Genomic DNA, 25,400 nt, shown 5'->3' with positions numbered 1-25,400 from the left:
GCCCGGCGCCGTTGTCCAGGCGGCTGATGTCGCCGTGGATGTTGCGCTGCACGGTCAGGCGGTTGTCGTAGCGGTCGCTGAGGGCGATCAGGTGGCCGTCGCGAAAGTGCAGGAACGGGGCGTTTTCCCTGGGTTGGGCGATGATCAGTTCGTCCGGCTCGGCCCCCAGATAGATGGCCGCCCGGGCCAGGCTGTTGTGGATCGCCGGACGCTGGGTGGTGGGCAATGGAAAGATCGTGCGGCGGTTTTCCTGGTCGACCCAGGTGACCTGCGCGTCCTTGAGCTCCAGGCGATGGGCCAGGGCATGGCTCCAGCCGCGCCCGAGGCCGACGTCCAGGGCGACGGCGCTGGTGCGGTACAGCCGGGTGAAGACGAACGGCAAGCGCCCGTCGAGGGTCCCGTCGTCCAGGGTTAGCAGTTCCTCACCGGTGACCATCGACACCGGGCAGCCGCTGGTCTGGGTCTGGGCCGCGGTGTCGACGCTGTCGCCGTTGGGGTTTTTCGATTGGGCCGGGGCGTCGTCGTGGGGTTCGTGTTTGCTCAGGCGGGTAGAAGACTGGGACTTTTCCCGCGCCACGGCGGCCGGATTGCTCACAGACAATGGCGCAGAGTGTTCAGGGGTGATGTGCAAAGGTCCGACAGGCGTCGGCTTCAAGGGCGCGCGCTGGGCGCTGACCACCAACGGCTTCAGCACATCGGCATGCCGGTCGAGCCGGTCGGTGGAGCGTTGGGCCAGCCTGAGGCTTGATGCGGTTAACCACTCGCGAGCCCGCTCCGAGCGGAGCTGGCCAAGTACCTTGCCGCTCATCCGCATGCCCATGCCCAGGGCGCCGGTCAAGCGCATCAACAGGAAGTTGATCAGCACCGAAGCGCGCATTTCGCCCACGACTTCGGCCATGTACTGAGGCGGCAACATTCGCAGCCAACTGGTGAATGCGGCCACGTGAACGAAGAGCAACGGCTCGTCACCCAACACCATCAGTCCTTTGGCGATGGCCGCGGATGACGTTTTCAGTAACTGCTCAAGTTCAACCTGGGTCAGATACTCCAGGAGCTTTTCGCTGTTGGCCTGCAGATCGGCCAGCAGCTCGAAAACCTGTTTAACGTCATCCCATAGCTGCTGCAGGGCGTTTTCAAAACCGCGCCAATCGGCCTGCTGCAACAGGTCATAACGTTCGCGAAATCCGGCGTCGGAAAACTCCGCCCACAGGGGTTGAAACTCCTCCCACTCGGCCTTCAGCCACCCCTCAAGTTCGTCCATCACCCCTTGGTAAGACGCATACAGCGCCTTGACGTGATCGGCCGTCACGTGGGGAAAAAAAGTGATGCGGTAGCGCCCGCCACGCCAGCATTCGGGGATTTCCAGGATGCCGCTGGGGCCAATGACGTGATGCACTGGCTCGCCAAACGTTTCCTTCCCGGGCTCGCCTCCGGTGACGGGCTCCAGCATCACCGGGGTATCGCCAATCGGCACGAAACGCGCCGCCTGGAACATGTGCACCAGCGTCAGCGGACCACTGGCCGGACACGCGGCCACCGTGGCACTGATGGGTTGATCGAGATTCTTCGGCGCCGCCAGGGACACCTCATTGCCGACCTTGAATACCTGTTCAAGGTCCAGCGCCCACCCGGCCCAAAAGCTTTCAGCCCAGGCGTCGTAGTCGTTCAGGCAGTTTCGAAAGTCCTGGAAAACCGCCTCGACATCCGGCTGCTCGGGGTCCATGGCCGCCATCACCAAAGAACCGATGGTGTTGTTCAGGGCCAGGAGCTTGTCGGGGGCAAACATGCAGGAATCTCGCGGTGCGGGGACGAACGCGAGACTCTGCCGGGGATGACAGGGGAATTAAGTCAGTGAAAGGGGACAAGGGATGTAGGGCGATTCGCTAAATTTAAACGCTTGGCGTGGAAGCCTCGCCGATGGCTATAAACACCGTACCATCAGCCATTGCGCTTTCCCCCAAGCCTCAAAGCGCTCCAGCACGTCCCAACCCAGCTTGGTGTAATAGTCACGCTGGCTGTGGGTGTGCAAGAACAAGGTGGTGTGGCCCGCCGCTCGCGCATCGCTACAAATGCCGTCGATCAACTGCGCCGCAAGCCCTCTGCGTCGGGCGTCTGGGCTGACGAACACACACGCCAGCCATGGGCCCAGCTCTGGCCGCTCAGGCAGGTCGTGGCTGGCAAGTGAGGCGCCACCGAGCAACTGGCCGTGCTCCGTGGCGATCAGGCATTTCCAGCGACCATCTTGCTGCCCCGCGGCGAACTCCTGCTGCCAACTGGCGAGGGATTGCTGGGCAAATTCATAACTGAACTCCCGATGGAGCCACTCGGCCATCTGGTCGCATTTATCCATGTGGTTGGCGAGCCAATCCATTCGCAGCATCTGAAACACTCCTTGTTCATTTGCCCTGGCGGGAGGGTTTGAGTCGGTTTTACCGCCATTGTGGATGCAGGTGCCAGCCGGCTGAAGATCTTTTTGTTTGATGCACCGCCATCGCGAGCAAGCTCGCTCCCACAGGGGACTTGTGGTGGGGTCGGGAATGCGTGGACTGCTGTTCTCACAGGCGCTGGTTAACTTAAGGCTGTATGAATCATTGTGGCGAGGGAGCTTGCTCCCGCTCGGCTGCGCAGCAGTCGTAAACCTGCCCGGCCACCGCGTTGAATGGCTTTGGGGCTGCTACGCAGCCCAGCGGGAGCAAGCTCCCTCGCCACGGGTCTGTGTTTTTTCAATTTTCCGGAGTGTCTTGCGCAGATAAATGCGCGAATAGATGCCTACCCGCGCGCATTCTCGAGAAATACCCGCCAGCAACCCCTCAACCTATCGTAATCTCGCATCTGTATAAGCCCAGCCCCGCAACCGGCCGAGATCTTCCTCCGATGCCCTCCATCTACCAACTCAAGCCTGCCTTTCAAAACCTGCTGCGCCCCATGGTTCAACGCCTCTATAACAACGGTGTCACCGCCAACCAGGTCACCCTGCTCGCGGGTATCGTCTCGGTGTTGGTGGGGGCGGTGATTGCCTGGTTCGCCAGCCATCCGTGGATTTTCGTCCTGGTTCCGGTCTGGATGTTCCTGCGCATGGCGTTGAATGCGGTGGATGGCATGTTGGCGCGGGAGTTTGGCCAACAATCCCATCTGGGCGCCTACCTCAATGAGCTATGCGATATCATCGCCGACGTTGCCCTGATCCTGCCTTTTGCCTTGTTTGCCGATACCAGTCTCCTGCTCGTGTTGTTGGTCACGCTGTTGGCGCTGTTCAGCGAATACGCCGGCGTGCTGGGGGCGATGGTGGGGGCTTCGCGGCGGTATGACGGGCCGATGGGCAAGAGTGACCGGGCCTTTGTGTTTGGCGTGTTGGCGACCGGTATTGCCCTGGGTTGGCTCGGGACGCTGTGGATAAATGGTGTGATGGCGGTGGTTGCCGCCCTGCTGGTTTATACCTTGGTCAATCGGGTGCGTCATGGCCTGGACCAGGTGAAGGAAAACGCTCCCTCAGCATAAAGGAACTTGCAATGCGCGAAGCCCAACACCGGACATTCACCACCCACGATGGCGTGGAACTGTTCTACCAACACTGGCAGGCTGTCGACGCGGCAGCGGGTGAACCCCGCCAGGCTGTGTTGTTGTTTCATCGTGGTCATGAACACTCCGGGCGCATCGCGCACCTGGTGGATGAGCTGGACCTGCCCGGGTTCGACTTCTTTGCCTGGGACGCCCGTGGCCATGGCCAGTCGCCGGGCGAACGGGGCGACAGCCCGAGCTTCGCCACCAGTGCGCGGGACGTGCAGACGTTCTGCGATCACATCGGCACGGCGCATCAGATCGACGAAGCGAACATCGCCGTGGTCGCACAAAGCGTCGGCGCGGTGATCGTGTCCACCTGGGTCCACGACTACGCGCCGCGCATTCGCTCGCTGGTGCTGGCGTCGCCGGCGTTCAAGGTCAAGCTCTACGTGCCGTTCGCCCGTCCGGGCCTGGCGCTGATGCGCAAGTTCCGCGGCAATTTCTTCGTCAACAGCTACGTCAAGGCGAAATTCCTCAGCCATGACCCGGAGCGGGTGGCGTCCTACGACAGCGATCCGTTGATCACCAAGGCCATTTCGGTGAACGTGCTGCTGGGCCTTTACGAAGCCGCCGACCGCGTGGTGGCCGATGCCCAGGCGATCCAGGTGCCGACGCAGTTGTTGATCTCCGGCTCGGACTTCGTGGTACACCGCAAACCCCAGGAGCAATTCTTCGAGCGCCTGGGCAGCCTGCACAAGGAAAAGCACATCCTGCCGGGCTTCTTCCACGACACCCTCGGCGAGAAGAACCGCGCGCCCGCCGTTGCCAGTGCGCGCCGCTTCATCCTGCAAAACTTCGCCCGACCGCTGGACCGCCCTTCCCTGCTGGACGCCGATCGCCTGGGCGCGACCTGCGCCGAAGCCGAAACCCTGGCCACGCCGCTGCCCCACAACTCGCTACGCGACCTGTACTGGCGCATGACCCGCGCCAGCATGCGCTTTGGCAGCAAATTGTCGGCCGGGGTGAAGCTGGGCTTCGACACCGGGTTCGACTCCGGCAGTACCCTGGATTACGTCTACCGCAACCGCCCCACCGGTACCTCGGCGCTGGGCAAGATGATCGACCAGAACTACCTGAACTCCATCGGCTGGCGCGGCATTCGCCAGCGCAAGTTGCACGTCGAAGAGCTGCTGCGCCTGGCGATGGCCGAGTTACGCGCCCAGGACCGCGAGGTGCGCATCGTCGACATCGCCGCCGGCCATGGCCGCTACATTCTCGAAGCCCTGCAAGGCGTCAGCCCGTTACCTGAGTCGATCCTGCTGCGCGACTACAGCGACATCAACGTGCGCGATGGCAGTGCGCTGATCGTTGAAAAAGGCTTGGGCGATATCGCTCGATTCGTCAAAGGCGATGCCTTCGACCGCCAGGACCTGGCGGCGCTGGAACCCAAGCCGACCCTCGCCGTGGTGTCGGGCCTGTACGAGCTGTTCGCCGACAACCAACTGGTTGGCGGCTCCCTCGCGGGCCTGGCCGAAGCCGTGGAGCCTGGCGGGTTCCTGGTCTACACCGGCCAGCCGTGGCACCCGCAGCTGGAACTGATCGCCCGCGCCCTCACCAGCCACCGTGCCGGTCAGGCCTGGGTAATGCGTCGACGCACCCAGGCGGAAATGGACCAATTGGTTGAGGCGGCGGGCTTCCGCAAGATCACCCTGCGGGTCGATGAATGGGGCATTTTCAGCGTTTCCCTGGCGCAGCGAGTGCAGTAATGAGCGCCGTCATCGCTCCGGCCCGCGAACCCGCACTGCTGAAACCGGCGGTGCTGTGGCTGCTATTGCTGGCGCCGCTGTTCTTCAGCACCTACGGCTTCGCCACCTGGGCCACCTCCCAGCGTGACGACGTCGGCACGCTGGTGTTCGCCTGGGAAAGCCACATGCCGTTCATGGCCTGGACCATCGTGCCTTACTGGTCGATCGATCTGTTGTACGGCCTGTCCTTGTTATTGCCCAGCAGCCGCGACGAACTCAAGCGCCATGCCCTGCGCCTGCTCACGGCCCAGGTGATTGCGGTCAGTTGCTTCTTGCTCTGGCCGTTGCGCTTCACCTTCCCCCGGCCAGAGATGGATGGCGTGTTCGGTTGGTTGTTCGAGGTGCTGGCGGGTTTCGACAAGCCGTTCAACCAGGCGCCGTCACTGCACATTGCGTTGCTGGTCATCCTCTGGGTCTGCTATCAGCGGCATTTGCAGGGGGTCTGGCGTTGGCTGATGCACGGTTGGTTCGCGTTGATCGGCGTGTCGGTGCTGACCACGTATCAACATCACTTCATTGACCTGCCCACGGGCGCGTTGGCCGGTTGGTTGTGCGTCTGGTTGTGGCCGCTGGATCGACCCAGCCCGCTGCTGAGTGCGCGTCTGGCGGCGGATCCTGCTCGCCGCCGCCTGGCCTTGCGTTATGGCCTGGGCGCGGCGGCGCTGTTCATTCCGGCGTTTGCCTTGGGCGGCGCGTGGCTCTGGCTGATCTGGCCGGCGGTCGCGGTGCTCATGGTGGCGCTGAATTACCTGGTGTTCGGTGCCGACGGCTTCCAGAAGCGTGCCGATGGTCGCTTGAGTCCGGCAGCGCGCTGGTTGCTGGCGCCTTATCTGGCGGCGGCGTGGATCAATTCTCGCGGCTGGACGCGCAAGCATCCGCAGCCGGACCAAGTGGCGGATAACGTCTGGCTGGGGCGAATCCCCACACCGATGGAATTGAAGGACAGTGCGTTTACCGGCGTGCTCGACCTCTGTGCGGAACTGTCCCTGGACAGCACGGGCGTCGCCTATCGCTCATTGCCGGTGCTCGACCTGACAGCGCCGACCACCGAACAATGCCTGCAAGCGGCAGAAGCCATCGAAAGCCTGCGCCAGCACGGGCCGGTGCTGGTCTGCTGCGCCTTGGGTTATTCGCGCAGCGCCACGGCGGTGGTGGCCTGGCTGCTGCACAGCGGCCGGGCGGCGAACGTCGATGCGGCGATCGTGCAAATCCAGCGCGCCCGCCCGCGTATCGTTTTGCAGGCGGCGCACCGTCGGGCGCTGGAGCAATTATCCACAGCACAAGGGCACGTCCATGATCAGTGACATGGAGCTCCACACCGTGGCGAGCCTGTTGCGCCGGGGTCATTCGCTGGATCAGTTGTCCACCGGGCTGACGCTGCTGGGGGCGCTGCTGGGCTTGGGGCAGTGGCTGGTGGGCGTCATCGATCCGTGGTTGCTGCTGTTGAGTGCGGCGCTACTGGTGCTCGGCGTGCTGGAAAAATACTGGGCACTGCGCGTGGCGTTTGACGCCGATCTGTTCCAGCGCATGGCTGACAGCAGCCAATCCCTGGCCGAGCGCACCTACACGTTGGATCAAGCCCTCATCTCCCTGGGCCTGCAACCGGCCGCACGTGCCGGTCGCCTCTGGACCGAACGCCGGCATGGCGCATTGTTGCTGCTGCGTCGGCAGTCGCGATTGCTGGCCGCACAAGTTGTCTTGACGCTGGGCTTCATCCTGGCCAGTCCCTGGCTAGCCTTTTCAGGATAAGGAATCCTCATGTTCGAACCCGTGGTCGCCAACCTCATCACCTCCGCCGCTCGCATGGTCACCGGTGCGCGCAGCCTGTGGCTCGGCTGCGCGCCGACGCCGGTGCAACGGATCTACTTCGCCAACCACAGCAGCCACGGAGACTTCGTGTTGCTCTGGGCCTCGCTGCCGCCGGCGCTGCGCAAGCTCACCCGTCCCGTCGCAGGCGCCGATTACTGGCAAACCAGCCCAGTGCGCCGCTACATCATCAACCGCGTGTTCAACGGCGTGTTGGTGGACCGCGAGCGCAAGGATCCTTCGCACAGCCCGTTGCAACCGATGCTCGAAGCACTGGAGAACGGCGACTCGCTGATCATCTTTCCGGAAGGTACGCGCAATCCGGAGGAAGGCCTGTTGCCCTTCAAGAGCGGGATCTACCACTTGATGAAAAATCACCCCGAGGTGGAGGTGATCCCGGTGTGGATCGCCAACCTCAACCGCGTCATGCCCAAGGGCCGTGTCCTGCCGCTGCCGCTGTTGTGCACCACCAGTTTCGGCGCGCCGCTGCGCATCGAAGAAGGCGAAAGCAAAGAGCAATTCCTTGAACGCAGCCGCGCCGCGCTGCTGGCACTGGCCCCGGAGCACGTCTGACATGGATCGATATACCCTGATGTTGTTTGGCGGGATCGGTGCCATCCTGGTGCTGGCTTCGTTGATCGGTTTCATTCTCAGGCTGAAAACCCGCGGCGCGCCGAACTCGGTGATCGACAACCTCAACGCCCGGATCAATGCCTGGTGGATCATGGTGCTGGTGATCGGCGTGGCGTTCTGGCTCGGCAACGCGGCGGTCATCCTGCTGTTCTACGCCGTGTCGTTCTATGCCCTGCGGGAATTCCTGACCCTGACACCGACTCGGCGCAGTGACTACCCGGCCCTGGTAGCGGCGTTCTACCTGGCGCTGCCGCTGCAATACCTGTTGATCTATTACGACTGGTACGGGCTGTTTTCGATCTTCATCCCGGTGTATGTGTTCCTGCTGCTGCCGATCCTGGCGTCCCTGGGCGGCGACAGCACACACTTCCTCGAGCGCGCCTCGAAGGTCCAGTGGGGCTTGATGATCGCGGTGTTCTGCATCTCCTTCGTGCCCGCCCTGCTGACCCTGGACATCGCCGGTTTCGAAGGGCGCAACCTGTTGTTGATCGCCTACCTGGTGATCGTGGTGCAGCTGTCGGATGTGTTGCAGTACGTGTGCGGCAAGCTGTTCGGCAAACACAAGATCGCGCCCAACCTGTCGCCCTCGAAAACCGTCGAGGGCTTTGTCGGCGGTATTTTCCTGGCCTCGCTGATCGGTGGCGCGCTGTGGTGGATCACGCCGTTCAATCCGTGGCAGTCGTTCCTCATCGCCTTGCTGATCAACCTGCTGGGCTTTGCCGGCGGCATCGTCATGTCGGCGATCAAACGCGACCGCGGCGTCAAGGACTGGGGCCACATGATCGAAGGCCACGGCGGCATGCTCGACCGCCTGGACTCGGTCTGCTTCGCCGCGCCGATCTTCTTTCATTTGGTGCGGTACTGGTGGACGTGAAAAAGCCTGCGGCAAACACCTGACCCTGTGGGAGCGAGCTTGCTCGCGATAGCGTCAGGTCAGTCAACATCCATGTCGGCTGATCCACCGCCATCGCGAGCAAGCTCGCTCCCACAGGGGGTTGGTGTGCAGGGCTATCAGTCGAGGATCAGGTGCGGCAGGAACCGGCTGGAATCCTTGGTGATCAGGCTGTTGTCTTCCCGCACGCCAATGCCGGCCGCCTGGTCGCCGATGACCCAGGAGCCGATCAGGGTGTAGCTGTCGTCAAACTTCGGCAGCGGCGCGAATTCCTGGAGGATGAACGGCGCGTCGGTGTAGGGGCCGTCTTCTTTTACAATCAAGCCATCAGCGGTCTGCAGCTCGATGTTGGCGCCTTCCCGGGAAAAGAACGGCTTGCGCACCCAACCCTTGGGCACGGCTTTGCTGGTGTCGGTATCCAGGTGAGCCGCGAGCAGGTTCGGGTGGCCTTTGTTGAATTCCCACAGCAGCGGCAGAATGCCTTTGTTCGAGATGATCGACTTCCAGGCCGGCTCGAAAAACTGCGTATCACACTGGGCAATCGCCGCACCAAAAGGCTCGTGGAAGATGAACTCCCAGGCATGCAGCTTGAACAGGTGCGGAATCCAGCGCTCTTCCAGGTCGACGAAACGCCCGTCACTGTTGAGGCCGATGTCTTCGATATCGATGTGCCGCGATTCAATGCCGACTTTTTCCGCGATCAGGCGCAGGTAGTCCGTGGTGCCCTTGTCTTCCACCGAGCCTTTCATCGAGGCGAAATAGAACGGCTGGGTGAGCTGCAACTGAGCGAAGGCCTGGTGCAGCTTGGTGTCGATGCTGTTGAACTGGTCGGCATGGGCCGGCAGCGTGCCGCGCTCGATGCATTGCTCCAGCCAACCCCACTGGAACGCCGCCGCTTCGTAGAGGCTGGTCGGCGTGTCGTAGTTGAGTTCCAACAGCTTGGCCGGGCCGCTGCCGTTGTAGGAGAAATCCATGCGCCCATACAGGTGCGGGTGGCCTTCAAGCCACGAAGTGCGCACCAGGTCGAAGAACGGCGCGGGAATGCTCAGGCGCTCCAGCAACTCTTCGCTCTGGACCACGCGGGCCACGAGGTCCATGCACATGTCATGGATCTCGGTGGTCGGGTCTTCCAGGTCGTCCTCGATCTGCTTGAGGGTGAACTGGTAGTACGCGCTTTCGTCCCAATAGGGTTCGTCGTCGATGGTGTGGAACAGAAAGCCGAGCCGCTCGGCGGTCTGCTTCCAGTCAGGACGCTCGGCGCAATGGATCTTCTTCATGGCGCTGGTTCCTCAACCGCCGGAGCTGCTCGAACCGCCCCAACCGCTGCGGGCACTGGACTTGCTGCCGAAGCCGCCACGGGAGGTGGATGAGGCAACGGACATCGGCTTGCTGGTCTTGATGGAGTCGGTGTAGCTGCCATACCGCGCCTGATTGGACTTGGTAAAGGTCGAGCCGCTGGAAACCCGCTGGCTGAGCGTCGAGGACCCGAAGTTGCCGCGGTCATCGCGGTAGCGGTAGACCGGCTCGGAGTAATAACTGCTGCGGTTGCCGCTCAACATGTTGCCGATCAACAGGCCGGTCAACAGGTTGCCAAAGCCTGATCCACCGACGTTCGCTTCCGAAGCCGGCAACTGGGCCCGGGCGGCATCGACCTCGGACTGCGTGACTTCGCCATCGGCGTTCAGCTCGAAACCACCCAGCTTGGGCAGGAACTTGCCGGCCGAGTCCTGCTGGCACCAATCGGGCACGAAGTCGGCATCGCAATCGGCCTTGCTATCGTATACCGGCGCGATGCGACGATGCTCACCCATGGCGGTCATGTAGGCGGTGGAGCAAATGTCCACCGGCAGCTTTTCATCGACACATTCCTGGACGGACTGGAAGTTGTACTTCTTCTGCAACTTGTAGGTTTTTTCCGTTGGCCCGCAACCGGATATCGCCAGGGCGACCGACGCGGCCAGCGAAAGCTGGACGTACTTGCTTCGTTTCATCGGGTTCTCCGTGGCGCAATCAGTTCGTGGAGGGCGTCATGCACGCGGCGTTCAACAGGCCGACGCTGATGGCCACGGCGGCGATGTAGATACCGGCGGCGATTTCACCCTGCTTGATGCGCGCGGAAGCGCCCTTGAGCACCAAGCTGGTCACCAGGAACGCCAGCAACTGAACGACAGCGGCGATCACCGTCCAGACGACGAAATCCAGCATGCTGATCGAGTAGGCAATCACGTTGCTGGCCGGAATGGCGAAACCAATGAGGGCACCGCTCAGGGCGATCGCCGCAGCCACGTTGCCCGAGCGGATCAGATCGAATTCCTTGTGCGGCGTGACGTGGATGTAGATGAACTGGAACAGCGCGAACAGCACGGCGGCGCCAAGGATGTACAGGGCGAAGCCGAACACGGCGGCCTTGTTCAGGGAAATGGAGAGCGCTTCAAGCATGGACTTCTTCCTTATTCAAAGAGTGTTCAGGTCAGTGGTGTACAGCGAAATACCCAGCGAAGTGCTCAGGCTGACAGTGCCTTCGGCGTCCTCTTCGACGGAGAACAACAGAAACTCCCGGCGATCGGTCAGGCCGGTGTCGCGGGCGTACAGCATCGAACGGTGCTCGACGCTGTAGGACTCATCCGGATTGCTCACGCGCTCGCTCAACGTCACCAACTCTGTCTGGCCCGCCTCGGTGCCCCATTCACGGGTGTACTCGACGCCGTCGTGGGTGTAGGTCGGCAGGCCGATCAGGCTTTCAGGGCCGGCCAGGCGACGCAACTCCGCTTCGCTGTTGATCGTGACGTAGCTGAGGTAGTTGAACAGGATCACCGACTCGACCTGCCCGGCGATGTCGCCGCTGGTGTGCACTTGCAGCCAGTAGTCTTCGTCGTTCATGTAGCAGCGCGACAGCCAGTTCGATTGCCCGAGGTCGACGATGCCCAGGCTCCAGATCTGTTGGGAGCCGGGGATGACCACGGTGCTGTTGCCGTCGAGCAACAACTTGAGCGTGGTATCGAACATGACCTGCTTGCCGGAGGCCAGGCCCAACGGCCCGGTGATGGGCGCGCCATGGCTGGCTGTCGTGTTCGCGTTCGGGGCCTCGAGCCCCATCAACTGTTTAAACCACCCCATGGGAAATTTCCTTGAGTCGCGTGGAGGCGATGTAGAAGAGTTCTCCGCCCACGACGCGCGTGGTGCCGGGCGGGTTGATCGCCGGGTGTCGGGCGCCCTGAGCGCGATAGCCGATCAGCGTAGCGTTATGCTGCTCTTTCATCCGGGTGTAGAGCTCGCCGAACGTCGCTTCAAACGCCTCGGGCAGTTTCATCAGGTACTGGGTGGCGCCTTGGCCCACACAGAGCAATTCATTGATGACCACTGACGAGCCCGGGTCCTGGGAGGCCCGCACCAGCATTTCGATGGCCATGCTGGAGGTGCATTCCAGGCTCGGGGCATAGGCGCTGGCGAGGGCGGCGATTTCGCTGTCATTGAAGTGGGCGACCACATGCCCGGCAGGCCCCAGTTGATTGACCGCCAACACGGTGGCCAGGGTCAGGTCGTCGGAATGGGTGCGCACCAGCACGCGTTCGGCACCCGGCACGCCAGCGCGCTGCAGCAGAGCGACGGAGGACAGGCTGTCGCCCTTGATGAATGACGTCTTGCCGGGCATGGGGTTTTCTTCGAGATCGCAATCGCAGATGACGATCAGGTTGTCATTAGAGGTTTCGTCCTGCAGCAGCAGTTCGATGACCCGTTCGCTGGACGCGCCCTCCCAGCCGATGAGAACCGTGTGGCCGACCTTGCCGGTGAAATCGCCTTTGCCCTTCATGCCTTTTCTCCAAACATCAATGACACTGCTGGTGGTTTTGCCGATGGCTGCCGTCAACAGCGCGATGCCCCCGAGCATGACCCAGATAGCCACGAAAATTCGCCCGGCGGATGTCTGTGGCAACAGATCGCCATAGCCGACGGTGAGCGTGGTGGTGAGATAGAAGTAGATAAACGTGGCGGCGGCGATGAGGTGTTGCTCGCCCAGCAGCACCAGGCCGATCCAGGCCGTGGACAGGTGCACGCCCAACGCAATGGCCAGGCCCGCCCAGCCGAACCGATGGAAGAAGGACGAAGCGTACGTGCGCAACAAAAGGAAAATCGACATTTCGTCCCTGACTCCGTGGGGCTTCGTTCCTGGCGGGAAAATCGCTCTGGCGTGTGAACACTTGAGCGTAGTGGCCGGACAGCATTAAACCTGTTGCGAGGCTCGGATAAAAGTACCTGCGTCACAATTAAATCCAGGAATGCCGGACACTATTGTGGCGAGGGCGCTTGCTCCCGCTGGGGCGCGAAGCGGTCCCAAGGAATGGGACTGCTGCGCAGTCCAGCGGGAGCAAGCTCCCTCGCCACAGTTTTTTGTGCTCGGCCTGCCTGAATTGATCAGCCCGAACGGATTATTCAGCCGATTTTTTCTTCAGGCGTTCCAGGATCGCATTGGCGCTGCCTTCGTTCGGCGTGATGCCGGCATCGCGCAGCTTGCGTTCCAGGTCGGAGCCGGTCGAAGCTTCGGCCAGTTCGTCCTGGGCTTGCAGTTCAGCGGCACGTTGCTGTTGCTTGGCCTGCAGGCGGTTGAGCGTACCGACGGCGGTTTCCAGCTTGCCATTGGCGCCACCGCTGGCGATGGAGGCACTGACCTGGGCCTTCTGCACGCTTTCGCGGGCCTTGGCCATGTCCACTTGCTGACGCAGGCTCTTGATGCGGCTCTCGGCCTTGGTGATGTCCTTGCGCATGTTGTCCGCGTAGCCGCCGAATTCGGTCGCGTGCTTTTGCTCGGCGTCCAGTTCGTTGGTCAGGGTCGAAATGGCTTCGGCCACTTCCAGCGCCAGGTCTTCGCGGTTGGCCTGGATCGCGGCCAGGGCCTTGGCTTCCAGGTCCTTGATCTTGGCGTTGTATTCGCCGACGCGATCGGTCGCCAGCTTGTGCTTGGCCATGATGGTGACCAGCTCACGCTTGGCATTGGCCAGCGCGCTGTCGGCATCGCGGATTTCCTGGTCGAGGATGCGCAGGGCCTGTTGGTCGACGATCGATTCGCCGACTTCGCTGGCACCGCCACGCAGTGCGGTGAACAACTTGCTCCAGATGGACTGAGTCATTAGATGGTTCCTATTCGGCGAATTAGATGAAGAAGCGTTCGAATGCTTCGCTGGCGCGCTGGACGTTGTCGACGAGGGTTTTGACCTCGGTGATGACGTTGGTCAGGCTGGAGTCGGAGCTCAGCGCGCCGAACATGTTGTAGACGACCTGTCCGTTGGGCATGGTCTCGATGCCGATGGACGACAGCGGGAACATTTCCCGGCTGCGCAACACGGCGTCGTTGAAGGCCGCCACGTCGCTGATCGACTCGACATCCACCAGGACGGTATCGACGATGATCTGGTCACCCACGACTGCGATGTAGATCGGCAAGCCACCAAAGTCATTCATTTCCAGCTTGATGCTGGACTCGGAGCCTTGGACGAGGGAGAGAGTGATGTCGTTCGCGACCACTTCGTCCAGGGCCTGAAGGGCGCTGTAGAGGCGGTCGATGTTCCAGTTGTTACCTGCGCTCATGTAATTCTCCGACATGAATGAGCCAGCCAGAATCGGTTGGCGTAGCTGTTTCTCCATCTGCTTGAGCAGGCTTCGGTTTTCGGGAAGCACCCAAGTCTCGTGTTTCACATACCCGGCGGCACTCAGGCCCGCGCGCATCTGCTTCATGTAGAAGCTCGACGGTTTTTTCGCGGAGGGTTTGGCGCGCTCTCCCGTGTGGCTCGCTGAATCGGTCACAGACCCGTCAGGCAGATCTGCTGGAGAGCTACTTTGCATGGTGCTGAACCCCACTGTGAAAAACTCACGCGTGAGAAACACTACAGGTACTTTCCAGACCTCACAATAGCTCACGCGTGAGATTTTTATTTGTCACAAATGGCGTATGAACCCTGTAGAGGCCCGCTTACCGACCGCCTTTGTGGCGAGGGAGCTTGCTCCCGCTGGGGTGCGAAGCAGCCCAAGCCAGGCGCTACGGTGTGTCAGTTAAAAAATGCAGTCAGCCTCGATGGGGGCCGCTTCGCAGCCCAGCGGGAGCAAGCTCCCTCGCCACAAGAGATCCCGGTGTGCCTTATGGGTAACTGAAGCTCTTGACCAGCGTCAGCTCGCCCACCGCCCGCATCGGCACCACGAAGGTTTCCATCTTCTCGTTCGGCGTGCCTTCCTCCGTGATCACGGTGACCTGTGCGGTGGTCAGGGCTTGTTGCGCTTGCTCTGAACCGCCCTCACCCTCTTCGCCGTCCTCCTCACTGCGATAACCGCCGCCGTAGTAGTTCACATACACCAGGTACTGGCCTTTGATCGGCGCGGGCATGGCGAAGATTTCCGGGCCGTAGCCGGTGGTGACGTCGACGTCGAGGGCGGCGCCGTTGGCAGCGACACGGTCGCCGTACCAGATGTGCGCACCATCGGGGGTGACCAGGTGCAAGTCCAGATCGGTGCCGTCACTGTCCCAGGTCAGCAACACCCGCAGCTTGGCCGGTGTGGCGCCGCCACTGGTGTTGAGAAATTGCGTGCGGTGACGCTGTTGGCCGTCGGGGCTGCGCACTTCCACGCTGTTGCTGCCGTTGGGGAATGAGAACGGCCGGTCGAAGCGACCTTCGCCATCCAGCTTCAGCGGCAAGCTGACGCCGTTGACGATCAACTGGCCCGGCGCATTGCTGTCCTTGGGCGCGCTTTTGATCTGCCCGGTAATGCGGGCGGTGTTGGCCTGGCCTGGGGGCGTGTTGACCGACGAGGCCGGGTAGTTGACCGTCTGGCTGAAGCTTTCGCCTTCACCGCCCGGCGCCCCGCTGCGCCAGCCGCCAACGGGGGTGTCTAGCTTGATGGCGTCAGCGGCCATGGCCGGTGGCAACGCGGTCAGGGCGCAGAGCAACAGCAAGACCTGTGGATAACGGAGTGTCATGGTCTATTCCAGCAAGAGGTGACGGGCGAGCCCTTCGATATAGGTTTCGTCCTGGCCGTTGGGGTGAGCTTCGAAGGCCAGGTGCAAATATTCATGGGTCAGGTCGAGACGGTCTTGCAGCGACAGCACGCCGCGCACATAGATGCGCTGGCGCTCGCGGTCGACATAAGGCCGGCCAAAGGCAACGCGGCAGACGGCGAAAGCGCTGATTTCGTTGTAGCCCACTTCACCTTCCAGCCGCTCACGCCAGCCCCGGCGCTGCTTGAGCAGCCAGTCCTGGGCGGCGGGCAGCGCCTCGCAGGACGCCACGGGATTGTCCCAGCGGCTGAGGCTGGCACGCGGGTAGGCGTGCAGCAGGATGGCGTCGTAGCGTTGGCCGGCGTTGGCTTGTTCCACGGCTTGCGCCCAGGACAGTTTGTCCGGGCCGGGCTGGTCGGAGTGGTAGGTGACGTCGGTACCGGCCAGGACCAGGTCGCTGGTCCAGGCGGCAATGGCACGGGTTTCAGGCGCCGCCGGGCGTGGCGCGACGCGCTGGCGATGGCTGCTGTCGTCGATGCTCAAGCAATCACCGTTGCGTTGGGCGTTCTGCAGCAGATAGGTGCGGATCGCCACGGCCAGTGCCTTGGCGGCTTCGGCGGGCTCGGCCTTGGCTTCGCGCTGCAGGACCCGGGCGACGTATTCCTCCCGGTCCAGGCGCGCCACCAGCTTGCCGGGCATCAGGAACAGCTCGCCATCGCTGTGGATGTCCAATTGGTTGCCGTTGGTGAATTCGACGCGGTAATCACCGCGCAATTGACCCGGCGCGGCAGGCCGGTCACCGGCCATCACCCGCTGCCAGGGATAGCGGGCAAACAGGCCGACTTCCACGCAACGCCCGGTTTCCGCCGGCCAGCGGGACGGCAATGCCGCCGCCAAACCTTCGCCGTAGACCTTCAGGACTTGCTGGCTGGTGCCACGGCCCCCGGCCCACACCGGGGTGCCGTCGGCCAGCCAACCGGCGAAACCGCCTTGTCGGGAGGAAGGCCCCTGATCACCCAGCCAGCTCCAGGTCTTGACCCGCAGGCGACTGCCCAACTCGCCGACCAGCCGCCCGTCCGCCGCGCCGAGCACCACATCCAGCAGCACCCGACGGGCCTGGTCCTGGGCCGGCAGCATGGCCAGGGCCTTGAGCAGTTCCGCGACCGGCACCTGCGTCTGGGGCTGCAAAGCCGGCAGGTCCAACAACCACGCCGGCGCCTGGCGGGCCTGCCAGTAATTGCGCCAGTTCGAAGCCGACAACCCGAGCCGCTGCGGCTCGAAATACAAGCCACAGGACTTCACCAGCGCCTGATCGCGACCGATGCTCTGCCCGGCATTGCAGCAATAGACCTCTTCCTTCGACTCGCCGCGGCACTCATAGACCGGCTCGCGAGCGTCGGTGTCCACCAACCAGGCATAGACAAACAGTTTCCACAGACTGCCCAGTGGTGCCTGCAAGGAAGCGGGCAACGGCTGGCGATCCAGCACCTGGGCCTGGCTCACTCGCAGCAATTGAGCGTCGAAGGCCAGGCGCAACGGCTCGTCCTGCGCCGTTGCCAGCGCAGGGATCAAGCACAACAACCACCCAACCCACCGCCTGCGCATGTCAGTTGACCGTGACCTGACCAAGCGCCGGTTTCTGTTCACGAGCCTGATTCTGCGGCGCGTAGACTTGGGTGAAGCGCACCGGTGGCAAAGTGAACTGGCCCTTCTGGGAGAAGCGCACCAAGTGCCGCAGGCGCAGCTCGCCACTGAGGGCGTCCACCGGTACCGCGTACGCCATCTGGCCAGGCTCGAAGCGGGCCTTTTCCAGGGACGTCGGTTCGCTGTCGGCCTTGCCCATCAACTGGATGCCCCACGTGGTGCGCTCCACATCGGCGCCCGGCGGCAGCGGCACTTCGAGCATGCCGTAGCGCAGTGGCGTCGAGGCCTTGCTGTTGATGATCACTTCATCCAGGTAGAGGCTGTCGCTGGACAACGGTTTGTTGCCCACGGCTTCGAGCTTGAAGGTGAAGGCCTCGTCCCCCGGCACCAGGCGCGACAGGCGCCGGGTGATGGACACCGCCATTGGCGCTACCGGCGGTTGCTGGCTCTGGAAGCTCAGTGCCGCTTGCAATGGGCGCTCCTGGGCACCGGTCAGGGTCAGTGTCGTTGGAAGCTGCGCGCCCTGCCACTGCCAGTAGGTTTCACCGGTCGCGCCCTGCTTGGCGGCCCAGCCTTCGCCCGGTGCCAAGGCCACGGCCGGCGCTGCCTGTTCGATGCTGCGCTGCAACCAGGTCAGGGCCAGGGCCCGTTCCAGGGTGGACTGCTGTGGCAACACGCGCTCCAGCAGCGCGGTGGCGCGGGCATGATCGAAGCTCTGCAACGACAGCACCAGGGCCTCGACGAACGGCTGGGAGCTCAGTTCCAGTTGCTGTTGCGCCGCATCGGCTTGACGGCTGAAGGCCGCCGGCAACGGCACCTTGGCCTGTTTCGCCAGGGACGCGGTCAGGACACGGGCACTGGCCAAGCCAAGGGCCGAATCCGGCGCGTACATGACCAGGCTGTCTTCACCGCTGTCCAGCACGCTCTCGGTGCTGTCTTCACTGGCTTTCGCCAGATCGTCCATCAGGCCGCTGAGCAAGGTGTTCACCGGCAGTTGCATCTGCTTGGCGAACGACAGGATCAACGCCCGTTGCAGCAGCGGCGTATCACCGGCCTGCTTGGCGTAGACCTCCAGCACCCGCTGCCAGTGTTCCGGCGGCAGGCTCAGGGCCAGGGCCTGGCTGGCGTGCCAGTCGGCGTAATAGGCATAGGCGGTGAGGAAGGCATCCGGCTCACCGTCCTGGCCCCACCAGGTGAAGCTCGCCGACGGTCCGGCCATCTGCACCAGGCGCAAGCGGCTGTTTTGCATGATCAACCGCAAGCGGTCGCGAATCTGCGGGTTCGACGCCAGGGTCGGATAGGCGATGCTCAACGGCAGCAGACGGCTGGCGGTCTGCTCGACGCCTCCGTACGGGTAGCTCAGCAGGTCGTCCAGGGCCGAACGGAACAACGCTTGCGGGCTGTCATCCAGGCGCAGGCGAATATCGCTGGCGTCGGCCGGCAGGGTCAGCGGGGTGTCGGCGCCCGCCACGTCAACGCGCTGGCTCTGGGTGACTTGCCAGCCGTTACCAATGGCGTTCAAGTGCATGGCCAGGGCGTCCTGGGTTTCGCCGTTCAACTGCAACTGCACGCTCAAGTCGCCACTGCTCAGCTCCATGGCCGGCAGCGCCACGTAGTTGATGCCGTTTTTCAGCTCCGCCGCCACACGCTGTTCAGCGCCGGCGTAACGGATCAGCAGTTCGGCCTTCAGTGGTTTTTCCGCTTGGCTGAACGCGAACAGGCCCAGTTGCGGTTTGTCGCCCGCGCGGAAACGGGTCGGGCCGCTCCACTTCAGGTACAGCGGTTTTTCCGAGGCGATGAACTGCTTCTTCTGCCCCACCTGGCCATCGTCAGCGATCGCCTTGGCCGTGATGCGCCAGCGGGTCAGGGAATCCGGCATCTTGAAGGTGAAGCGGGCCTTGCCGTTGGCGTCGGTGACCAGCTCCGGTTGCCATGCGGCGGTGTCGACGTCTTCACGCCGCGGCCGCTCCAGCACCTTGACCCCACGTTCGCTGCGGTTGGCCTTGCCCGGCGCACCAGGGCTGCCTGGCAGCGCCACGTCGTAGCTGATGAACGACAGGCTGGCACTGGTGCGCACGTTGTTACGGCGCGGGTGATAGAAGAACTGGTCGATGGTGGGTGCGACTTCCGGCTGCAGGGCGTAGACCATTTCGTCCACCACGCTGACCGTCAGGTGCGCCGGAATCGCCTTGCCGGCGAACTGGGTGCTCAGGTCCACGGTCACCGTGTCGCCAGGGCGGTAAGTCGCCTTGTCGGTGACGACGGCAACGTCGATCTGCGGCGTGACCACCTTGATGCCGGCGTTCTGGAAGCTGTACTGGCCGCCCTTGGTGTAGAGCACCGAGAAGGTCAGGTTCGGCGCGAAGGCGTCCTTCACCGGAATGCGCGCGCGGTATTGGGTGTCGCTGAGTTTTTCCATCTTCAGCCAGTCGCCGCCCTTGGACAGCAGCGCCGTGGCCTCGACCTTGTCCCGCTCCAGCGACAGCAACGCATCGCTGACCGGCTCCGGGAAGGTGATCAGCGCCAGCGCTTCGTCACCGGTCTTGTATTCAGGTTTGTCGAAGACGATCTCAACCGTGCCCGGCACGGCCTTGATGCCTTCACCGGTCACCGCATGGGCGGCGGCGCCGATGACCCGGCCATGGTCGTCCTTGAGCGTCAGGTTGTAGGTACCCGGACGTTCGAAGGTCAGGCTGAAGCCCTTGTCCTTGGCCGCCAGCTTGCCTTCGCCGGTGCTCTGGTCTTCCAGGCGCACCCAGGCGTAGCTGCCCGGTGTCACGGCCTTGGCTTGCTCGTTGCCGCCTTCGTTGGCGTAGCTGAACGCCACTTTCTGGCCGACGGCGCTGAACCGCTGGGGAGCACTCAGGCGGAAGTTCGCCGCGCCACGGTCGATGAGGATTTCCTTGGTGGTCTTGACCCGATACGCCGCCCCATCGCTGGCGAACACGGTGAGGGTGTAGCGGCTCGGCTTGTCGGCGGCCGGCAGGTCGAGGGTCGCGTTGCCCTTGCCATCGGTGGTCACTTCGCTGCTGGTCAGTTCCACCGGGAATTGCCCCAGGTATTGCAGCTCGTTATCCACCATCGACAGTTGCTGGGCCCGCAGGCTCAGGCTCACCTTGGCATTCACCACCGGCTTGCCGTCCGGGTACAGCAACACGAGGTTGCCCTTGACCGGCTCGCCAGTCCGGTAATCCTGCTTGGCCAGGTTCAGGGCGATCTCGAAGTGCGGCTTGATGTATTCGGCCACGCGGAAGGCGCTGCTGTAGAGCTGGTCCTTGTAGCTGAAGCGCAGTTCATAACCGCCGGCCACGGCGTTTTCCGGCAGTTGGAAACGGCCTTGGGTGCCGGCCTTGGAGTCCAGCTTCAGGGCCAGGGTTTGCAGCGCGGTGCCGGTGGCGTCCAGCACGCTGACATTCACGTCGGCGGCGGTCGGCTGTACCGAATCACGGGCATTCTTGAACTCACGGCCAACGATTTTCAGCGACACCCAATCCCCCGGCCGGTACAGCGGCCGGTCGGTGAAGGCATAGAGCTTGGTGTCGTAGATTTCGCTGTCGTAGTAGAAGTTTTCCGAGACGAATACCCCGCCCTCCTCGTCTTCACCAATGACGAACGAACGTTCCGGGCTGACGTGCTTGAGGCGCAGCAGGCCGTCTTCATCGGTGGCACCGCTGCTCATCACGCCCAGGCCGTCGGTCCACAGCACATTGACCTTGGGCACCGAACGCCCTTCATGCTTGCGTGCGGCCCAGACCAGCAGCTCGTCGCCGGCAATCTTGCTCACGGCCACGGTGTTGGAGACGAAGACCATGGTGGTCGCGCGGTATTTGCCGATCAGCGCTTCCACCAGGTACAGGCCTGGCTTCAACTGGCCCAGCGGCACATAGACGTTGCCCGGCGCGACGCTGACGAACTCACTGGAGGAACCGGCCAGGTTGACCCCGGCTGGCGGCTGGATCGGCTTGGCCTGCCACAGCGGATAACGGAACTGGCTGACCACTGGCAAGCCCGGGATCAAGGCGAACTGTGCCGGCGCTTCATACGGCGTCGGCGCGACCAAGGCATTGCCGATCTTCAATTCCGGCACTTCTTCGGTGACTTGCTGGCGGGACTCGTAGGAGAACGCCCGTTGCATCACCCGACGGGACTTGCGGTACCAGTTGTCCCACAGGTACGCGAGGGTGTTCGACAGGCCTTCGCCCTTGAACTGGCCGTCGCTGACCACGCGGTGCAGGTTCTTCTGGCGCTTGAGGAAATCCAGCGGCTTGTCGATGCGATAGACGCGAATGTCGGCGCCGCCGTAGGGCTCCATGCGGAACCGACGGTAGTCGCGGCCCGGCGCTTCGAGGCGAACCATGGCCTGTTCGTCGCTGGCGAAGCTGCTGTCGGCCAGCAGGAAGAAACTTTCACCGGCCACCGGCGTGTAGCCGCTGGGCTCCACCGTATCTTCGGCATTCACGACAGGTGCCAGCAACAGGGCGAACAGCAGGGGCAATTTTGAACACAAGCGCAGCATGCGGGCACCGGTCATTGGGAGAGAAAGTTGAGTCGATAGACGCCGATGAAGTTGGGGTTGGCTGCGTCGGGTATCCATCGGGTGTCCTTCCAGTTCATGAGTTGTTGCAGGCTTGCGGAACGCATGCCGTTGTCGGTAGGGGTTGTGGTGCCGGTGTGATAGGCGATGTAGCGGCCCATCCAGATCATCAGGTGCTGGTCGTCGCCCTGGTCGAAGAACATCAGGTCGCCGGGGCGGGCCTGAGCGACATCGCGGCCCACCAGGCGACTGTTGAATTGGATCAGCTTGATGGCGTTGACGTAGGGCCCGACCTTGCCGCCGCCCTGCTGCCATTGCTGGGCGAGGCGCCGTTGCGCATCGCTGAGCGGCAGTTCCGGCGGCAGGTAGCGATTGGACAGGCCATTGCTGCGCAGCCATTTTTCATCGTGGACCTTGAGCGCTTCGTTGGCGGCGAAGCGCACCAGCCCGGCGCAATCCTGCTGATACCAGCGCGGGCTCGGGCCTCTGCTCAGCTGTTCCTGGGCAATGCGCACGAACCAGGCGCGAAAGACCTGGGATTGCTGCACATCCAGCGCCGGCGCCTCGACGGCAAGCGCCGGCCCGCCGAGCAGCAACGCCAGCAGCAACGTCAACGCGGGGTTGCGGATCAGTGCTGTCACAGCGCTTTCCATTCCAGCGGCAGCCACTGCCAGTGACCATCCGGTTCGCTGCCCGCAGGCAAAGTCAGCGCGTATTTGCCATAGCCGCCGAGGGTGCGCAGTTTCGGGATCAGGTAGGTTTGCGCGGCGTTGTAGAACACCGGCTCCATGTCCTGGGGCAAGCTGTCGAGGGTTTCACGCTGCATCAGTTGCGCCATGGAATCCGGGCCGAAGTAGACCGGCATCAGCAGGTCCTTGGGCACGACGTCGGCCATGGGCGGGAAGCGTTTGTCGAGGGTGCCGAGGGCCTTGTCCACGAGTTTGTCATCGAGGGAGAACAGCAAGGTCGAACCGTGGCGTGCCAGGCTGACCCGCAGGAACGCCTTGCCGGTAATCGCCTCGGGCTGCTCAGCTTCCTTGGCCAGGTAAGGGCCGAAATTGGAACTGACCTGACGCAGCCATTGGTGCGTCGAGCCTTGTTGTTTCTCGACGACCGGGAAGGCATGTTCGGCGACATTGTTTTCATAGGCGCCGACCATCGAACCGAACAGGTTGCCCAGGTCGGCATCGAGCTTGCCATCGTCTTCATTCAGGCTCGCCACCAACAGTGGCGTGTACAGACGCGAATCGGCGTACCAGCACAGGCCTGCGGCGCCGGCCACATGGTCGACCATGGCCTGGGCGGCTTTTTCGTCGGCGCCGAGTTTGACCAGCAACGGTTTCTGTTGCTCGGCGGCCAGGGGCAAGGCCACGCAGGCGCTGGCGCCCATGGGCATGGCTTGCCAGATCGGCTTGAAGTCGAAGTCCGGCTGGTTTTCCAGCTCGTCCATGGCCAGGAAGCTGTGCCAGCCCTTGTCGTCCATGTCGAAACGCAAACCGGCGAAGTTCGGGATGAAACGCTGGTAGCCCATGGCGAGCACGCTGGCGTTGACCGAGATGCGTTGCTTGACCTCCGGCGCCTTGGGCGGCAGGCCGAAGGCTTCGGGGAACAGTTTGTCGCCGTTGAGCAAGGCGGCCAGGGCGGTCGTCGACACGCTGCCCGGTTCAACCGCGGAGCCGCTGGCCGGGTCGTACAACTTGGTCGGGTTGGACAACACTACCAGCTTGTCGCCATGGGAGGCGAAGAGCAGGGATTTGCTGGCGTTGTAGCTGAGCTGGTAGAGCGCAACGTCGTCACCGACGACCTTCAGGTCACTGAGCTTGCTCAGTTGCGCGTCATCCAGCGCGACTTTCGCCAACGGCTCCAGCACCTTCGCCAGGCCGCCGCGATCCATCACCAGCAGGAAATCCTTGAGGCGACCGTCCGCACCGCGCCACAACGCGACATCGGCCGGCTGGTCGAAAAGCTCTTCGATCAGGCTGTCCTGCAGCTTGAGGTCGTGCTCGTAGATGATCCGGCGCAGGCTGCCGATCAGCCCGAGGCGATCGGCGTGGGCCTCGTAATAGAAGACGAAGTCCTCGGTGAGCGTGGCCTTGAGGAACGGCACCGCCAACAGGTCCTTGGGCAACTGGCTCAGGGAATGCGCCTCGAGCAAGCCGTCAGGGCGGCTCAGGCCGAGTTTTTCCAACGCCAACTCCATGGGCGGCGCCTTGGGCTTGGTCATGAACCAGCCCAACCCGGCGGCCACACCCGCTACCAGGCACAGCCCGATCAGTATCGCCGGCCAGCGGCGCACAGGTTTGGCGACAGGGGTCGGCGTGGTCGGGGAAGCAGTGTTGTCGCTCATATTCACAAGGGCCTGTTCATCCGTGGAGCGGATACTTAGTAGTTGAAAGTCTTGACCAGCAACAGATCGCCAATGGCGCGCAGGGGCACGACAAAGGTCTCGCGTTTTTCATCGACGGTGTTTTCGTTGAGCACCAGGTTGATCTGCGAGGTGATCACCTCGTTCTGGTTGCTGGCCTCATCAAAGTTGTAGCCGCCGCTGCCGTAGTTGCCCCAATAGTTCACGTAGACCAGGTAGGTGCCGTGCATCGGCGCGGTCATGGTGAACATTTCAGGGCCGGGGCCGTCGACGCCATCCGGATCGAGACCGCCGCCGTTGCTCAGCGCCGGCTGGCCGAAGAACGCATGTTGGCCGTCGGGTGTGACGATATGCAGATCAAGTTCAGCCTGGGGGTCGTCCCAGCCCAGCACCACGCGGATCTGTGCCGGGGTGCGCAGGTTGTTGGCTTCATAGAATTGCACGCGCTTGAGGGAGCGGCCTTCGGAACTGCGCACCTCGACGCTGTTGGAACCGGCGCCGAACGCATACGGGCGGGCGAAACGCCCCTGGTCGTCGGTATAGAGATTCAGTGGATTGCCGTTGACTGCCAGGCTATGGGGCTGGCGAGCCGTACCCATGTCCTTGATCCGGCCCTCGATCATCGTGCGGTTGCGCTGCACGCCCCGGTCGATGGGCGGGGTGGGATAAGCGACCTGGGGGTTTTCCGTGCGATCAAGCAGGCCACTGTAGCGCCAGCCCCCGACCGGTTCCGACAACTCGGCCGAAGGCTCTGCCCACGCCAACGGCGCACCGAGCAACACGATCAATAAAGAAAGAAAACGCACGTATGCCTCCTGCCATGCACGACGCAACCCGACGCCCTTCCCCGGGCGCTGTTTGTCATTATTCGGGTTTCGTCTGGAGGCCCCGCTACAAGGGGCCGTAGATGGCGCGAAGAGTAGCTATTCGGCGGATTTTCCACAATCGGGGAACACTCGATTCTGTGTGGGAAATCACGTACTGAGAGGTGCGTGAGCCGAATAGAGCCGCTATTCGGCTCACCAAATGAGTGAGCCGAATACGAAAACTGACGTTTATTTCGGAGGCAAACCCGTGGCGAGGGCGCTTGCTCCCGCTGGGCTGCGAAGCACCCCCAACCTGCCAGGCTTGAACCGGATTGCGACTGCTGCGCAGTCGAGCGGGAGCAAGCTCCCTCGCCACAAAAGCAGGTCGGTGCACGCCCGCTGTCCCGCTTCGATCCCCCTGCCCTGATTTGC

The 25,400-nt window shown here is 62.9% G+C and carries 21 protein-coding genes; 6 read left to right on the top strand and 15 right to left on the bottom strand.

The annotated features are described in order from the left end of the window. Together BLO80_RS25105 and BLO80_RS25100 are read right to left on the bottom strand one after the other, a co-directional pair. Positions 1 to 1,786: DUF6531 domain-containing protein (locus BLO80_RS25105; RefSeq protein ID WP_256574243.1), on the bottom strand; the 1,786-nt coding region annotated here is incomplete at its 3' end. Positions 1,787 to 1,921: 135 nt separating this feature from the next. Continuing rightward, positions 1,922 to 2,380, bottom strand: coding sequence for a GNAT family N-acetyltransferase (locus BLO80_RS25100; protein WP_092332133.1), 459 nt, complete (start codon positions 2,378 to 2,380; stop codon positions 1,922 to 1,924). Between the two features lie 494 nt (positions 2,381 to 2,874). Here BLO80_RS25100 and BLO80_RS25095 point away from each other — a divergent pair, with 494 nt between their 5' ends. Genes BLO80_RS25095 through BLO80_RS25070 form a run of 6 tightly spaced genes read left to right on the top strand, consistent with a single transcriptional unit; the run spans position 2,875 to position 8,619 of the window. Next, on the top strand, positions 2,875 to 3,498 hold the full coding sequence (locus BLO80_RS25095) for a CDP-alcohol phosphatidyltransferase family protein (protein ID WP_092172858.1): 624 nt from the start codon (positions 2,875 to 2,877) through the stop codon (positions 3,496 to 3,498). 11 nt (positions 3,499 to 3,509) lie between these two features. Then, complete coding sequence (locus BLO80_RS25090) at positions 3,510 to 5,267, top strand: bifunctional alpha/beta hydrolase/class I SAM-dependent methyltransferase (protein WP_092332137.1); 1,758 nt, start codon at positions 3,510 to 3,512, stop codon at positions 5,265 to 5,267. Next, positions 5,267 to 6,610, top strand: a complete 1,344-nt coding sequence (locus BLO80_RS25085) for a phosphatase PAP2/dual specificity phosphatase family protein (protein WP_092332141.1) — start codon at positions 5,267 to 5,269, stop codon at positions 6,608 to 6,610. Before BLO80_RS25090 ends, BLO80_RS25085 begins: the two co-directional genes overlap by 1 nt. Then, positions 6,600 to 7,055 carry a hypothetical protein gene (locus BLO80_RS25080; protein WP_092332144.1) on the top strand — a complete coding sequence of 152 codons (456 nt, stop codon included), beginning with the start codon at positions 6,600 to 6,602 and terminating at the stop codon, positions 7,053 to 7,055. The genes BLO80_RS25085 and BLO80_RS25080 overlap by 11 nt, the downstream gene beginning before the upstream one ends. A 9-nt stretch (positions 7,056 to 7,064) precedes the next feature. Then, complete coding sequence (locus BLO80_RS25075) at positions 7,065 to 7,685, top strand: lysophospholipid acyltransferase family protein (protein ID WP_092332146.1); 621 nt, start codon at positions 7,065 to 7,067, stop codon at positions 7,683 to 7,685. A 1-nt stretch (position 7,686) separates the two neighbouring features. Beyond that, complete coding sequence (locus BLO80_RS25070) at positions 7,687 to 8,619, top strand: phosphatidate cytidylyltransferase (RefSeq protein ID WP_060740439.1); 933 nt, start codon at positions 7,687 to 7,689, stop codon at positions 8,617 to 8,619. Positions 8,620 to 8,756: 137 nt separating this feature from the next. Here the strand turns inward: BLO80_RS25070 and BLO80_RS25065 are convergent, their stop codons facing one another. The 13 genes from BLO80_RS25065 to BLO80_RS25005 form a co-directional block, all read right to left on the bottom strand. Then, on the bottom strand, positions 8,757 to 9,914 hold the full coding sequence (locus BLO80_RS25065) for a glutathionylspermidine synthase family protein (RefSeq protein WP_092204504.1): 1,158 nt from the start codon (positions 9,912 to 9,914) through the stop codon (positions 8,757 to 8,759). A gap of 12 nt (positions 9,915 to 9,926) precedes the next feature. Next, entirely contained in the window at positions 9,927 to 10,628 is a 702-nt protein-coding gene (locus BLO80_RS25060; protein ID WP_092332149.1) for a DUF1190 domain-containing protein, read from the bottom strand. A gap of 19 nt (positions 10,629 to 10,647) precedes the next feature. After that, entirely contained in the window at positions 10,648 to 11,076 is a 429-nt protein-coding gene (locus BLO80_RS25055; protein WP_092332152.1) for a DUF350 domain-containing protein, read from the bottom strand. Positions 11,077 to 11,091: 15 nt separating this feature from the next. Further along, the gene (locus tag BLO80_RS25050) at positions 11,092 to 11,754 is read right to left on the bottom strand and encodes a DUF2491 family protein (protein WP_092332154.1); all 663 of its coding nucleotides are present in this window, start codon (positions 11,752 to 11,754) and stop codon (positions 11,092 to 11,094) included. Next, positions 11,741 to 12,775 carry an ion channel gene (locus BLO80_RS25045; protein ID WP_092332157.1) on the bottom strand — a complete coding sequence of 345 codons (1,035 nt, stop codon included), beginning with the start codon at positions 12,773 to 12,775 and terminating at the stop codon, positions 11,741 to 11,743. The genes BLO80_RS25050 and BLO80_RS25045 overlap by 14 nt, the downstream gene beginning before the upstream one ends. 289 nt (positions 12,776 to 13,064) lie before the next feature. Beyond that, positions 13,065 to 13,763, bottom strand: a complete 699-nt coding sequence (locus tag BLO80_RS25040; RefSeq protein WP_003205987.1) for a PspA/IM30 family protein — start codon at positions 13,761 to 13,763, stop codon at positions 13,065 to 13,067. Positions 13,764 to 13,785: 22 nt separating this feature from the next. After that, a complete protein-coding gene (locus BLO80_RS25035) occupies positions 13,786 to 14,367 on the bottom strand; it encodes a YjfI family protein (RefSeq protein WP_092332160.1) in 582 nt (193 codons plus the stop codon). 400 nt (positions 14,368 to 14,767) lie between these two features. Then, positions 14,768 to 15,601 carry a YfaP family protein gene (locus BLO80_RS25030; RefSeq protein ID WP_092332163.1) on the bottom strand — a complete coding sequence of 278 codons (834 nt, stop codon included), beginning with the start codon at positions 15,599 to 15,601 and terminating at the stop codon, positions 14,768 to 14,770. Positions 15,602 to 15,604: 3 nt separating this feature from the next. Continuing rightward, the gene (locus BLO80_RS25025; RefSeq protein ID WP_092332166.1) at positions 15,605 to 17,224 is read right to left on the bottom strand and encodes a DUF2300 domain-containing protein; all 1,620 of its coding nucleotides are present in this window, start codon (positions 17,222 to 17,224) and stop codon (positions 15,605 to 15,607) included. A 1-nt stretch (position 17,225) separates the two neighbouring features. Next, positions 17,226 to 21,794, bottom strand: a complete 4,569-nt coding sequence (locus BLO80_RS25020) for an alpha-2-macroglobulin family protein (RefSeq protein WP_092332168.1) — start codon at positions 21,792 to 21,794, stop codon at positions 17,226 to 17,228. Beyond that, on the bottom strand, positions 21,791 to 22,450 hold the full coding sequence (locus BLO80_RS25015; RefSeq protein ID WP_060740429.1) for a DUF1175 domain-containing protein: 660 nt from the start codon (positions 22,448 to 22,450) through the stop codon (positions 21,791 to 21,793). Before BLO80_RS25015 ends, BLO80_RS25020 begins: the two co-directional genes overlap by 4 nt. Continuing rightward, positions 22,435 to 24,144 carry a DUF2138 domain-containing protein gene (locus BLO80_RS25010; protein ID WP_092332171.1) on the bottom strand — a complete coding sequence of 570 codons (1,710 nt, stop codon included), beginning with the start codon at positions 24,142 to 24,144 and terminating at the stop codon, positions 22,435 to 22,437. Before BLO80_RS25010 ends, BLO80_RS25015 begins: the two co-directional genes overlap by 16 nt. Positions 24,145 to 24,179: 35 nt before the next feature. Beyond that, complete coding sequence (locus BLO80_RS25005) at positions 24,180 to 24,968, bottom strand: YfaP family protein (RefSeq protein WP_092332174.1); 789 nt, start codon at positions 24,966 to 24,968, stop codon at positions 24,180 to 24,182. Between the last annotated feature and the right edge of the window lie 432 nt (positions 24,969 to 25,400).

Origin of the sequence: Pseudomonas sp. NFACC56-3, from assembly GCF_900100025.1 — a bacterium.
GTDB lineage: Bacteria > Pseudomonadota > Gammaproteobacteria > Pseudomonadales > Pseudomonadaceae > Aquipseudomonas > Aquipseudomonas fluorescens_AA.
Note: the sequence above shows the minus strand (reverse complement) of the source record. Positions and strands in the feature narration are given on the sequence as shown.